The following is a 13339-nucleotide window of genomic DNA, read 5'->3' on the forward strand; positions in this document are numbered from 1 at the left end:
AGCACAGATACTGTGGCTGGCCCAGAACCCTGTGGGAGTCGGCTTGCCGACGATGGGGCCAGTCGGCACAACATCAACCTGCTTGTCTGCCGCCATGGAATCTCCCACCTGTACCGCGCAGCACAGGTGGATTCAGCTCGATGCACCACTGGGAACAGGGCTGCCATGGCTCTCCTGCTTGAGGTCCATGCGCTGGATTTTGCCCACCACCACCAGGTAGCAGAACATCGCCAGCAGCGCATTGGCCGCGACGAACACCAAGGCGATTTCAAACGATCCGGTGGCCTGCAGGATCAGCCCGATGATGATCGGCGTGGTGATCCCGGCAGTATTGCCGAAGGCATTGAAAACCCCGCCGCACAGGCCGGCAATCGGCTTGGGCGCAGTGTCGGCGACCACGGCCCAGCCGATGGCGCCGAAGCCCTTGCCGAAGTAGGCCAGCGCCATGATCGCCACGATCATCCATTCCGCGTCCACGTAGTTGCACGCCACCATGCTGGTGGACATCAGCATGCCCAGCACCAGCGGCGCCTTGCGCGCGAAGGTGAGCGACCTGCCGTTGCGGATCAGCGCATCGGAAATGATCCCGCCCAACACCCCGCCGAGGAAGCCGCACACCGCCGGGATCGAGGCGATGAAGCCGGCCTTGAGGATCGACATGCCACGGTCCTGGACCAGGTACACCGGGAACCAGGTGAGGAAGAAGTAGGACAGGGTGTTGATGCAGTACTGGCCGATGAACACGCCCATCATCATGCGGTTGCCCAGCAGTTGCTTGAAGCTCGCCCAGCTCGGTTTGGGCGCGTCGTTCTTCACCCCGGCCTGGTCCATGTCGATCAGGCCACCGCCCTCGGCAATGTGCTGCAACTCGGCCTGGTTGATACGCGGATGCTGCTTGGGGGCGTACACGGTTTTCAGCCAGACGCCGGTCATGATGATGCCCAGGCCGCCCATCACCACGAACACGTAGTGCCAGCCGAAGGTGTAGACGATCCAGCCCATGAACGGGGCGAACAGCACCGTGGCGAAGTACTGCGCGGAGGTGAAGATGCCGGCGGCGGTACCGCGTTCGGCGGAGGGGAACCAGGCGGCGGCCATGCGGCTGTTGCCCGGGAAGGACGGGGACTCCGCCAGCCCGACCATGAAGCGCAGGACGAACATCACGATCACCGCGACCGAAACGCTGTACCAGCCGACCGTGGCTTGCAGGATGGTGAAGGTGGACCAGAGGAAGATGCTCCAGGCATACACCCGCTTGGTGCCGAAGCGGTCGAGCAGCCAGCCGCCGGGAATCTGCCCGAGCACGTAGGCCCAGGCGAAGGCGGAGAACAGCAGGCCCATTTGCACGGGGGTGATGCCCAGTTCCTTTTGCATCGAGGAGCCGACAATCGACAGGATGGCCCGGTCGGCGTAGTTGATCGTGGTGACCAGGAACAGCAGGAGCAGAATCACATAGCGAATGCGGGTGGGTTGCGCAGTCATGGCGGTGCCTCTTGTTATTGTGTGGCCGGCGGCGTCCAGGCGCCGCCGGCAGGGCGGATCGAATGGCTTACTTGGCCGGCACCCGGGCGATCATCTGCGCCGCGCGCAAGAACTCGAAGTCGCAGCCTTTGTCGGCCTGGGTCATCTGCTCGTAGAACAGCTTGCGATAGCCGCGCTCGGCATCCACCGGGGTGGGCAGCTTCAGGTCACGCCGGCGCGCTTGCAGCTCTTCATCGTCGACCAGCAACTCGATGCTGCGCTGCTGCACGCTGAGGCGGATGCGATCGCCGCTGCGCACCAGGGCCAATGGCCCACCGAGCGCGGCTTCGGGAGTGACGTGGAGGACGATGGTGCCGGCGGCGGTGCCGCTCATGCGCCCGTCGGAGATCCGCACCATGTCCTTGACCCCGGCCCTGGCGAGCTTTTTCGGGATCGGCAGGTAGCCGGCCTCGGGCATCCCGGGGGCGCCGATCGGACCGATGTTCTTCAGCACCAGCACGTCGTCGGCGTTGACGTCCAGGTCCGGGTCATCGATGCGTTTGGCCATGTCCTCGGAGTTTTCGAAGACCACGGCGCGGCCTTCGTGCTCCATCAATTCAGGGTTGGCCGCCGATTGCTTGATGATCGCGCCGTCCGGGGCCAGGTTGCCCTTGAGGAAGGCGATGCCGCCGGCCGGGTAGATCGGGTTGGCGAAGCTGCGCACCACGTCCTGCTTGTATTGGGGGAAGTCGTCCAGCTCTTCGCCGAGGGTGCGGCCACTGACGGTCATGGCGTCCAGGTGCAGCAATGACTTGAGTTCGCGCAGTACCGATTGCAGCCCGCCGGCGCGGTGCAGGTCTTCCATGTAGTGCTGGCCCGAGGGCTTGAGGTCGACCAGCACCGGGGTTTCCCGGCTCATGCGGTCGAAGGCTTCGAGGTCGATCTCGTAGCCCATGCGCCCGGCAATCGCGGTCAGGTGGATGATGCCGTTGGTCGAACCGCCGATGGCCAACAGCACGCGCAGGGCGTTTTCGAAGGCCTGCTCGGTGAGGATCTTGTCCGGGGTCAGGCCGGTGCGAGCCATGATCACGGCGCGGCGTCCGCTTTCTTCGGCCACGCGGATACGGTCGCTGGTTACCGCCGGCGGCGTGGCGCCGCCCGGCAGCACGATGCCCAGCGCCTCGCCGATGCAGGCCATGGTGCTGGCCGTGCCCATCACCGAGCAGGTGCCGATGCTGGCCACCAGCTTGTTGTTCACTTCGCTGATCTCCTGCTCGTCGATTTCCTCGGCGCGGTAGCGGCCCCAGAAACGACGACAGTCGGTGCAGGCGCCGACCCGCTCGCCACGGTGCCCGCCGGTGAGCATCGAGCCGGTGACCAGCTGGATCATCGGCACATTGGCCGAGGCCGCGCCCATCAGTTGGGCGGGGACGGTCTTGTCGCAGCCGCCGATCAGCACCACCGCGTCCATCGGCTGGGCGCGGATCATTTCCTCGGTGTCGATGGCCATCAGGTTGCGCAGGTACATGCTGGTGGGCTGAGAAAAACTCTCGGCAATGGAAATGGTCGGGAAGTCGATGGCCAGCCCGCCCTCCATCATGACCCCGCGCTTGACCGCCTCGATCAGTTGCGGCGCGTTGCCGTGGCACGGGTTGTAGCCGCTGCCGGTGTTGGCGATGCCGATGATGGTGCGGTCCAGGGCATCGTCGCTGTAGCCCGCACCCTTGATGAAGGCCTTGCGCAGGAACAGGGCAAAGCCGGTATCGCCGTAATTGGTCAGGCCCTTGCGGATGCCGGTCGGCTTGATGACGGGGGATTTATCAGGCATGAGGTCACCTAGGGGTGAATTATTGGATTTATCGTCGACAGGATTATTGATAATCCGTTGGGGCGGATAAAACCACGATCGACGGCACTGCGCAAGTGCCCTTCATCATTCGCCTTGCCTTGTGCCTCCTGCTGCGAAGGGCACGGATTTGTGGCAGTCTCGACGCCTGACCAACCCGCAGTGCCAAGGCATCAACCCATGCAACTCGCCGAAACCGTAACCTCCACCGGCCTCGAACAGGCCGTGCGCATCCTTGAAGAAGAAATCGTCCTGGGCTTCCTCCACCCTCGCGAACGCCTGGTGGAAGACGATCTGCTGGAGCGTTTTGGCCTCAAGCGCCATGTGGTGCGCCAGGTGCTGGTGGAGCTGGAGCGCATGGGGCTGGTGGAGCGCAAGCGCAATGTCGGCGCGCTGGTCAAGGCGTATACCGCCAAGGAAGTCGAGGATCTGTATGCGGTGCGCGAGTTGCTGGAGTGCCAGTGCGTGCGCCTGATCAGGTTTCCGGTCGCGCAAGGCGCGCTCGACGCCTTGATCGCCACTCAGCGGTTGCATGACGACATGGTGCAGTCCGGCAATCTGCGCGGCGCCTTCCGGGCCAACATGCGCTTTCATGAATTGCTCTTCGGCCTGTCCGACAACCCGGTACTGGTCGCGGCGATCCAGGATCACGCCCAGCGCGCCCACTCGGTCCGCTCATCGTCACTGGTGGTGGCCGAGCAACTGGAACGGGCCCGTCGCGAGCACTGGGCAATCATCGATGCCTTGCAGCAGGAGGATGTTGAACGCCTGGCCCAACTGTGCAGCGATCACCTCAAGCCTTCTCGCGACACCTATGTGGCGGCGTATCACCGCAGGACCGGTCAGTAGCCAGGGCCTCATCGCTGCCGGGGGATCTGCATCTCTTTTGATTTGGCCCCCGGCAATCTTGCTAAAAAAGTCCAGCCTCCGCCCGCAGCGCGTCGACAACAGACGCACGCTGCCGAACGCTCTCGCGGAACTGCCGAATCGCCGGGAACGCATCCAGCCCCACTCGCAGCCGCTCCGACCACCCGAGCACCGTGAACAGATAGGCATCGGCAACACTGAACCGATCGCCAAACGCATGGCCGCTGTCGGCCAGAACCCCCTCCATGAAACTCAGGCGCTTGGCCAGTCGGTCGCGCAACAGCGCCTTCACCGACTCCGGAATCTCGTCACTGAACAAGGGCCCCATCCCGGCATGCAACTCGCTGCCGATAAAGTTCAGCTGGGCTTGCAACTGCGTGCGTTCCAGCGTGCCATTGCGCGGCGCCAGGCCTGCTTCGGGCCGCAGGTCGGCCAGGTACTGTAGAATCGCCGCGCCCTCGGTCAGCACGGTGCCATCGACCAGCTCCAGTGCGGCCACGTAACCCTTCGGATTGATCTGGTAGAAGTCACGGCCATCGGCGGTGCGCTTGGTCTGGTTGTTCACCCGGACCAGGGTGAACGGCAGCTCCAGTTCCCGCAGCACGATATGCGGCGCCAGTGAACAGGCGTGGGGGGCAAAGTAGAGTTTCATCGGGGGCTCTTCTGTGGAATGAGCCCGCAGTATTCCCCAGTCCGGCGCGGCGCATAAGAACGCACTTTTTTGTGGCCGGGGCACAAAAAGGTTACCTGGAGTCCGTCATGAAGAAGAACGTCTCAGGCTGCTCGATCGAAGAAGCCATGCGCCTGATCGGCGGCCGCTGGCGCTTGTTGCTGGTGTCCTATCTGCTCGACGGCAGCAAGCGCTTCAATCAACTGCGCCGGGATATGCCGCAGATCTCGCAGCGGGTGTTGACCCTGGAACTGCGGGCGCTGGAAGAGGCGGGGTTGATCGAGCGGACCGTGTATCCCGAGGTGCCGCCGCGAGTGGAGTATTGCTTGAGTGTTGAAGGTGAAAGGCTGCGGCCGGTGGTGGAGGTGGTGAAAACCTTCGGCTTGTGGTTGAAGTCCAGGCCCGAGGTTGAGCTCTCGGTCGCGGAGTGAGCGATAACTCATTGGCCATGGCTCAGGTTATGCTCGGCCAAAATATTCAAGAGTACCCATCATGGATCTGACTATCCGTCCCGAACGGGCCGAAGACATCAAGCAGATTGCGGCGGTCACCATTGCCGCGTTCGAGCACGCGGAACACACCAGTCATACCGAGCATTTCATCGTCGATGCATTGCGCAACACCGGGCAGTTAACGGTGTCGCTGGTTGCCGAGGAAAACACTCTGGTCGTTGGACACGTTGCTATCTCTCCGGTCACCGTCTCTTCCGGTGCAACGGGGTGGTATGGGCTTGGGCCTTTGTCCGTGTTGCCTGACTGGCAGGGCAGGGGGATTGGTTCAGCGCTGATGCAGGCGGCTTTGAGTGACCTGCAACAGCAGGGTGCTGCTGGCTGCGTAGTGCTGGGTGATCCTGGTTACTACGGCCGTTTCGGCTTCAAGGTTCAGGCCGGGTTGGTGTTGCCTGGGGTTCCTCAGGAATATTTCCAGGCGTTGCCATTTGCTGGCGAGGTTCCGGAGGGGGCGGTGCAGTACCATTCGTCTTTCGATGCCGCCGAGTGATAAGGCCCGAGTGAGTGGTCGGCAATAGATCACTCAAGCTCACCCACTTGAGGCTGCTGGTTATCAGAACCCGGCAGCGAATAGCCCGACACCACGGTACAAACCAGCACTGTACCGACGAACGCAGCAATCCCCTCAAGTAATGACGGCAGCAGGTTGAGAGGGGTATTCCGTTGAAACCACAACAACCACCCAAGGTACCAGGCCGCCGCTGTTACGCCGCCGATCAGCCCGGCGGTCAGGCACCCTCTGAGGTTGCAGGACAGCTTCAGCAGTATGGCGATCCACGCGGTGAGCAGGCTGGGCAGCAGGAACAGGACCTCGGCCAGTATCGGGTAGGCAATTATCAGCAGGAAGCCTTCGCCCGGATACATCCCTTGCAGGATCCTGGGCCTGTGGATCAGGGCGAGAAGCGTGATGAAGTTGATCACCAGACCGAAGACAAAGCCGCCCAGTAGCGGGGCTGTAGCGAACCTGCGAAATACCTTTGCTTTACTGCTCACAATTTCCGTCCATGAAAGGCCAATCCACAGTTCATTCAGCACGGCTTCCCAGCGACCCCCGGGACACCGTGCGCGGATTCTAAGCCAGTCCGGTGTTTGCAGTGAAAGACGGGGTGGCGAATCTGCCGACCGCCTCACCGTTTTTTGATGCCCATGAAGCCGATGCGCTCGAGGTGATTGGACCGCGCTGCACTGCCTGTTCAACTTTCCGCACTCTCCGGACATTCCCCGCACCCACCGGACAGCCTCCCTCCGCGCAACCGCCCACCATGTCTCCACACCCCAGCCACTGGAGACATAACAATGAAGGGCCATTACCTCACCCTCACCGCCGACACCGGCGCTTCCTTCCAGGCCTATCTCGCCACCTCCGTCGACGGCCGTGGTCCGGGCGTGGTGTTGTGCCAGGAGATCTTCGGCGTGAACGCGGCCATGCGCGCCGTGGCCGATCAACTGGCGGAGGAGGGCTATACCGTGCTGGTGCCGGACCTGTACTGGCGCCAGGAGCCGGGCGTCGACCTGGCCTATACCGAGGCGGATTTCCAGCGCGCCTTCGCCCTGTACCAGGCCTTCGACGAAGAACTGGGCATCCGCGATATCGCCACCAGCCTGCGCCATCTCAAGACGCTGGACGTGTGCACCGACGATGGCCTCGGCGTGGTCGGCTACTGCCTCGGTGGCAAGCTGGCCTATCTGGCGGCCTGCCGCCTGCCCGAGGTGGCCTGCGCCGTCGGCTACTACGGTGTTGGCATCGAGAACGCGCTGCATGAACTGGAAGGCCTGACCGGCCGCCTGGTCCTGCATTTTGCCGAGCTGGACCAGTTCTGCCAGGCCGACGCCCGCGAGGCGATCATCACCGCGCTGAACCAGAAACCCGCCACCGAGGCCTATGTCTATCCCGGCGTCGACCACGCCTTCGCCCGCCCGGCCGGCGATCATTTCCACAAGCCCTCCGCCTTGCTCGCCCATGAGCGCAGCATCGCCGCGCTGCGCCGCACCATCGGCCCGGACTACAACCTGTCGGCGCTGTGGGAAGAACATATCCGCCACGAGTTTGATACCCGCGATGTGCCGGCAACCATGGCGACCATGGTCCCCGAGCCCTACGTCAACCACATCCCGACCATGACCGGCGGGGTCGGCTATCGCGAGCTGGCGCGTTTCTATCGTTACCACTTCGTCCACGGCAATCCAAAGGACATGGCCCTGACGCCGATCTCGCGCACCGTCGGTGCGTCGCAGATCGTCGATGAATTCATCATGAGCTTCACCCACGACCAGGCCATCGACTGGCTGCTGCCCGGCGTGGCACCCACCGGGCGCTTCGTCGAGATTCCCATGCTCGGGGTGGTGAAGTTCCGCGGGCCGAAGCTGTACCACGAGCACATCTATTGGGACCAGGCCAGCGTGCTGGTGCAGGTCGGCCTGCTCGATCCCACCGGCCTGCCGGTGGCCGGGGCGGTGACCGCGCACAAGTTGCTGGACGAGAGCCTGCCGTCCAACACCCTGATGCCCAGCTGGGACAGCAGCGCCAACCTGCCGATCGAGGGCTGAGCCATGACGATGAATCTGGCAGGCAAGGTGGCGGTGATCAGCGGCGGCGCGACCCTGATCGGGGCGGCGGTGGCCGAGGCATTGGTGGCGGCCGGGGCGAAGGTGGCGTTGCTGGATATCGACCCGAAGGGCGAGGCAGTGGCGGCGCGTTTCGGCGAGGCGGGGTTGTTCGTGGCCCTGGACCTGACCGACGACGCGGCCATCAGCGACGCCGTCGGCACGGTGACGCAGCGCTGGGGCCGGGTCGACATGCTGGTCAACCTGGCCTGCAGCTACCTCGACCAGGGTCTGGCCTCCGACCGCAGCGAGTGGCTGCGCGCCCTGGATATCAACCTGGTGTCGGCGGTGCAGTTGCTGCGCGCGCTGCACGAAGAGCTCAAGGCCACCGCCGGTACGGTGGTCAATTTCACTTCGATTTCCGCCGGCTGCGCGCAGACCGGGCGCTGGCTGTATCCGGTGTCCAAGGCGGCGATCAAGCAACTGACCCGCTGCATGGCCATGGACCTGGCCGCCGATGGCATCCGGGTCAATTCGGTGTCGCCGGGCTGGACCTGGTCGCGGGTGATCGCCGAGGTCAGCGGCGGCGACCGCGACAAGGCCGACCGGGTCGCCGCCGACTATCACCTGCTCGGGCGCCTGGGCGATCCGGCGGAGGTGGCCCAGGTGGTGGCCTTCCTCTGCTCGCCGGCGGCCAGTTTCGTCACCGGCGCCGATTACGCGGTGGACGGCGGCTACTCGGTGATGGGCCCGGAACGCAACGTACCCGCCATTCCGCGGCTGGCCGAATGAACGGTTTTTTCCAGCGCGTGCGGGGCGCCTTCCTTTCCGCAAAAAAACAATCGAACAACAGGAGACACGCCATGCGTCGCATCGCCATCGTCGGAGCCGGCCAAGCCGGCCTGCAACTGGGCCTCGGGCTGCTTGCCCGGGGCTACCAGGTGAGCATCACCACCAACCGTACCGCTGAACAGATCCGCGCCGGCAAGGTGATGTCCAGCCAGTGCATGTTCAACACCGCCCTGCAGACCGAGCGGGACCTGGGCCTGAATTTCTGGGAAGAACAGTGCCCGGCCGTGGAAGGCATCGGCCTCAGCGTGCCGAAACCGGAGCAGCCGGGCAGCAAGCTGATCGACTGGAGCGCGCGCCTGGAGCGCTACGCCCAGGCCGTCGACCAGCGTCTGAAGATGCCGGCGTGGATGGACGAGTTCGTCCGCCGTGGCGGCGAGCTGAATATTGCCGATGTCGGCATCAAGGAACTGGAAGAACTGGCCGCCAGCCACGACCTGGTGCTGCTGGCCGCCGGCAAGGGCGAGATCGTCAACCAGTTCCCCAAGGACGCCGAGCGCACCCGCTTCAGCCAGCCGCAGCGCGCCCTGGCCCTGACCTACGTGAAGGGCATGACGCCGATGTCGCCCTATTCGCGGGTGGCCTTCAACCTGATTCCCGGGGTCGGCGAGTACTTCGTGTTCCCCGCGCTGACCCTCAGCGGGCCGTGCGAGATCATGGTCTTCGAAGGCGTGCCCGGTGGTCCGATGGACTGCTGGCAGGACGTGCAGACCCCCGAGCAGCACCTGCAACGCAGCCTGGAAATCATCCGCCGCTTCGTGCCGTGGGAGGCCGAGCGCTGCCATAACGTCGAGCTGACCGATGCTGGCGGCGTGCTGGCCGGGCGCTTCACGCCGATGGTGCGCAAGCCGGTGCTGGAACTGCCATCGGGCCTGCCGGTGTTCGGCATGGCCGATGCCCTGGTGGTCAACGATCCGATCACCGGCCAGGGTTCGAACAACGCCGCCAAGTGCAGCAAGGTCTACCTCGACGCGATCCTCGCCCACGGCGACCAGGCCTTCACCACCCAGTGGATGGAGCAGACCTTCGAGCGCTACTGGGACTACGCCCAGCATGTGGTCGGCTGGACCAACAGCATGCTGCTGCCGCCGCCCGAGCACCTGCTCAACCTGCTCGGTGCCGCCGGCCAGTCCCAGGCACTGGCCTCGGTCATCGCCAACAACTTCGACGACCCGCGCCGCTTCGCGCCGTGGTGGTTCGATGCCCAGGCCTGCCAGGCCTTCGTCGACAAGCTGTGCGCGCAAGCGGCCTGAGGAGCGATGAGCATGAACGCAATGCATTTGCCCGGCGACCTGATCGCCGCCGACAGCAGCGAGCCCCGCGCCCTGCGCAACCTGCTCGGGCAGTTCGCCACCGGGGTCACGGTGATCACCACCCGTGGCGCCGACGGGCGCAAGGTGGGGATGACCGCCAACTCGTTTTCCTCGGTATCGCTGGAGCCGCCGCTGGTGCTGTGGAGCCTGGCGCGCACGGCGCCGAGTGTGAACGACTTCCTCGCCGCCAGCCACTTCGCCATCAACGTGCTGGGCAGCGACCAGCACGGCCTGTCCGGGCACTTCGCGCGGCCGGCGGCGGACAAGTTCGCCGGCATCGAGCATGTCGAGGCCACAGCCGGGGTACCGCTGCTGGACGGCGCGATCGCCACCCTGGTGTGCCGCAACCTGACCCAGTACGAGGGCGGCGATCACCTGATCTTCCTCGGCGAAATCGAGCACTACCGACACAGCGGCGGAGAACCGCTGGTCTTCCACGCCGGGCAGTACCGGGTCGCTGTCGCGCACCCCGAACTCGGCCGTTGAGTCTCCTGCCACCTAAAACAACATTAGGAGCCTTGCATGAACAACATCCGTAATCTGGTCTGCGTTCTCGCGCTGGGCAGCGGTGCCGCCCAGGCCTACGACCTGCCGGTGGTCAACCTCGGCCTGACCAGCTTTCTCGACGGCGGCCTGCCGGCGGGTCCGGGCTGGTACCTGCAACAGTATTTTCAGAACTACAGCTCGAACCGGCTGGTGGACAAGAACGGCGACAAGCTCGGCCTGCCCAAGACCGAGCTGGACTACCAGGTAGCAGTGACCCAGGTCAGCTACCTTTCGGACCTGCGCCTGGGCAACGCTAGCCTGGGCCTGAACACCGTGTTGCCCATCGTTACCAAAATGCAGGTGGATGACGGCCTGAACAACGCCGCCCTGAAGGACCAGGGCGGGGTAGGCGACTGGCTGATCGGGCCGTTCATCCAGTTCGACCCGATCATGGGCAAGGATGGTCCGCGCTTCGTCCATCGCATCGAATTGCAGGTCAACCTGCCCACCGGCGAGTACAGCGACAAGAAGGACATCAACCCGGGCAACAACGCGGTGTCGTTCAACCCATACTGGGCGGCGACCTACTGGTTCACGCCGAACTGGACCGCGTCGCTGCGCGCGCACTACCTGTACAACTTCAAGAACCACGACCCCAACTACGGCTTCGGCGACGCCAGCGATATCCAGGCCGGCCAGGCCCTGCACGCCAACTTCGCCACCGAGTACGCGGTCACCCCGCAACTGCGCCTCGGCGTCAACGGCTACTGGCTCAAGCAGATCAGCGACACCAAGGTGGACGGCCATGAAGTGTCCGGGCGCCGGGAGAAGGTCTGGGCCATCGGGCCGGGGGCGATGTACAGCTTCTCCAAGGACGACCACCTGGTGTTCAACGCCTATTTCGAGCAGGACGTGGAAAACCGTCCGGACGGCTCGCGGCTGCAGGTGCGTTACATCCACCACTTCTGATCGAGGCGAGTGCGCGCCTGGTTCAGTGTTTGGCCTGCCCTTGGTGCATGGGGGCATCTACTTTTCTTGATCAAGCACGGGCTTGTGGGAGCGGGTTCACCCGCGATTGCGTCAGTGGATTCACCACCGTAATCGCGGGTGAACCCGCTCCCACAGGGGCGTGCCATTCGGTCGGGATGGGTAGATTCCTGTGCTTCGCTGGCAGGCCTTTTTTTTGAGGTTTGCCATGGCTTTCGATGGGTTGATCTGCCGTACCGATCTACAGGGGCGGCTGCAGTTTTTTACCGAGGAATTTCGTACGGCCCACGGGCTGGTCGGCACGCAGCCGGTCCATCTGGATGAGCTGTTGCACCCGCTGGTGCCCAGGCGTTTGAGCGAACACCTGTGGCAGACCCTGGCCAGCGGCCGGCCGTGGCTGGGACCGGTGTGTCATCGCCGGGGCGACGGCGGTGAACTGTGGCTGGAGTTGTATATCAAGCCGGTGCATGGCGCGGCGGGTGTCAGTGGGTATGGCGCGGTGTTCATCGCCCTGGACGAGACGCGGATCGCGGCGGTGCGGCGTGGCTACCGGCGTATCGCTCGACAGGGAGCGCCGGCTGGCGCGTGGCGGAGATTGCGGGCAGTGCTTTCCGGCGCCTTGCCCCAGGTGTTCCTGCGTTGGCGTCTGTCTGCCTTGCTCAACGAACATGCCAAGGTGTGCAGCGACCCCTGGCTGTCCGGTTTCCTCGATGAGGACCCGAGCCTGGCCCGGGTGGCCTGGGGTTTGCGCAGCGAAGAGCGGCGCTTGCAGGCGGCACTGGTACGCATCAGCAGCGCCGGTGCGGGGCTCGACGGGCAGGCCCGGGACATGGCCGGAATGATCCGCCAGGAGGCGCTCCAGCTAGACCACCAGCGTGACGCCAACCAGCAGGTGGCCACGGCGCTGCATGAACTGGCGGCGACCATCCAGGAGGTCACGCGCAATGTGCAGAACGCCAGCCAGTCCACCGGCGAGGCCAGCCTGCTGGCGGGTGATGGTCGGCGCTATGCCGGCGAGGCCCATGACGCCCTCGGCACGCTGGAGCGGGCGATCCACTCCAGCACCCGGGCAGCGCAGGATGTGGCGCAGGAGGTCGAGGCCATCGAGGGCTTCACCAGCCTGATCGATGCGATTGCCAGCCAGACCAACTTGCTGGCGTTGAATGCCGCCATCGAAGCGGCACGGGCCGGGGAAGCGGGGCGGGGTTTCAGCGTGGTGGCTGACGAGGTGCGCCAACTGGCGGCACGCACCCAGGACGCCACGGCGCGCATCCGGCCTTTGCTGGAGCGCTTGCAGCAGGCCAACGGGCGCAACCGCGAGGTGGCCCGGCAGTGCGAGGAACTGGCCAGGGCCAGTGCCGGGCAGGTGCACAACGTGACCGCAGCGCTGGCCTCGGTGGCCGAGCGGCTGGACGGGGTCGACAGCCTGGGCCGGCAGATTGCCGTGGCCATGCATGAGCAGGAGCAGGTGGTGCAGTTATTGGATGAGCAGTTGCAGGGCAATGTCGATGCCCTTGGTCGCAGTGCCGGGCAGGCGCGGGTGGCGCAGGGGGTTGGGGATGAGTTGAAGCGCCAGGCGGAGGGGTTGTTGAATCTGGCGCGGTATTTTGATCGCTGAGAAGGTTGTTGGCTGTGCCGGCCTCATCGCTGGCCAGCCAGCTCCCACAGTGTCTGTGTCGGACACAGATCCTGTGGCTTGCCGAGGCCCCTGTGGGAGTCGGCTTGCCGACGATGAGGTCAGACTGGGCAACTTCTTTGTCTCGACCGGCCTCATCGCTGGCAAGCCAGCTCCCACAGTGTCTGTGTC

At 64.6% G+C, this 13339-nt stretch carries 13 protein-coding genes; 9 read left to right on the forward strand and 4 right to left on the reverse strand.

The window, feature by feature from the left end:
* Positions 1-132: 132 nt before the first annotated feature.
* Both ACODSK_RS30530 and ACODSK_RS30535 read right to left on the reverse strand, forming a co-directional pair.
* On the reverse strand, positions 133-1482 hold the full coding sequence (locus ACODSK_RS30530; RefSeq protein ID WP_489021565.1) for an MFS transporter: 1350 nt from the start codon (positions 1480-1482) through the stop codon (positions 133-135).
* A 67-nt stretch (positions 1483-1549) separates the two neighbouring features.
* The gene (locus tag ACODSK_RS30535; RefSeq protein ID WP_489021567.1) at positions 1550-3289 is read right to left on the reverse strand and encodes an IlvD/Edd family dehydratase; all 1740 of its coding nucleotides are present in this window, start codon (positions 3287-3289) and stop codon (positions 1550-1552) included.
* A 198-nt stretch (positions 3290-3487) separates the two neighbouring features.
* Between ACODSK_RS30535 and ACODSK_RS30540 the strand changes: the two genes are divergently transcribed.
* Entirely contained in the window at positions 3488-4156 is a 669-nt protein-coding gene (locus ACODSK_RS30540; protein ID WP_489021569.1) for a GntR family transcriptional regulator, read from the forward strand.
* Positions 4157-4217: 61 nt separating this feature from the next.
* On the opposite strand, the gene gstA is transcribed toward ACODSK_RS30540, so the two are convergent.
* Positions 4218-4826: a glutathione transferase GstA gene (gene gstA, locus ACODSK_RS30545; RefSeq protein WP_489021570.1), complete on the reverse strand. Its 609-nt coding sequence runs from the start codon at positions 4824-4826 to the stop codon at positions 4218-4220.
* A gap of 107 nt (positions 4827-4933) precedes the next feature.
* On the opposite strand from gstA, the gene ACODSK_RS30550 reads away from it, so the two are divergent.
* Both ACODSK_RS30550 and ACODSK_RS30555 read left to right on the forward strand, forming a co-directional pair.
* The gene (locus tag ACODSK_RS30550; RefSeq protein ID WP_489021572.1) at positions 4934-5275 is read left to right on the forward strand and encodes a winged helix-turn-helix transcriptional regulator; all 342 of its coding nucleotides are present in this window, start codon (positions 4934-4936) and stop codon (positions 5273-5275) included.
* Between the two features lie 61 nt (positions 5276-5336).
* Complete coding sequence (locus ACODSK_RS30555) at positions 5337-5843, forward strand: GNAT family N-acetyltransferase (protein ID WP_489021574.1); 507 nt, start codon at positions 5337-5339, stop codon at positions 5841-5843.
* A gap of 29 nt (positions 5844-5872) precedes the next feature.
* On the opposite strand, the gene ACODSK_RS30560 is transcribed toward ACODSK_RS30555, so the two are convergent.
* Positions 5873-6388, reverse strand: coding sequence for a hypothetical protein (locus tag ACODSK_RS30560; RefSeq protein ID WP_489021576.1), 516 nt, complete (start codon positions 6386-6388; stop codon positions 5873-5875).
* Positions 6389-6649: 261 nt separating this feature from the next.
* Between ACODSK_RS30560 and ACODSK_RS30565 the strand changes: the two genes are divergently transcribed.
* The 6 genes from ACODSK_RS30565 to ACODSK_RS30590 all read left to right on the forward strand — a co-directional run bounded on the left by ACODSK_RS30565 (position 6650) and on the right by ACODSK_RS30590 (position 13150).
* Positions 6650-7900, forward strand: a complete 1251-nt coding sequence (locus ACODSK_RS30565) for a dienelactone hydrolase family protein (RefSeq protein WP_489021578.1) — start codon at positions 6650-6652, stop codon at positions 7898-7900.
* 3 nt (positions 7901-7903) lie between these two features.
* Positions 7904-8689, forward strand: a complete 786-nt coding sequence (locus ACODSK_RS30570) for an SDR family oxidoreductase (RefSeq protein ID WP_489021580.1) — start codon at positions 7904-7906, stop codon at positions 8687-8689.
* 71 nt (positions 8690-8760) lie between these two features.
* A complete protein-coding gene (locus tag ACODSK_RS30575; protein WP_489021582.1) occupies positions 8761-9999 on the forward strand; it encodes a styrene monooxygenase/indole monooxygenase family protein in 1239 nt (412 codons plus the stop codon).
* A gap of 12 nt (positions 10000-10011) precedes the next feature.
* Entirely contained in the window at positions 10012-10545 is a 534-nt protein-coding gene (locus ACODSK_RS30580; protein WP_489021584.1) for a flavin reductase family protein, read from the forward strand.
* A 36-nt stretch (positions 10546-10581) separates the two neighbouring features.
* On the forward strand, positions 10582-11514 hold the full coding sequence (locus tag ACODSK_RS30585) for a SphA family protein (protein ID WP_489021586.1): 933 nt from the start codon (positions 10582-10584) through the stop codon (positions 11512-11514).
* Between the two features lie 226 nt (positions 11515-11740).
* Positions 11741-13150 carry a methyl-accepting chemotaxis protein gene (locus ACODSK_RS30590; protein ID WP_489021588.1) on the forward strand — a complete coding sequence of 470 codons (1410 nt, stop codon included), beginning with the start codon at positions 11741-11743 and terminating at the stop codon, positions 13148-13150.
* Positions 13151-13339: the final 189 nt, after the last annotated feature.

Source organism: Pseudomonas sp. FG98, from assembly GCF_057808595.1.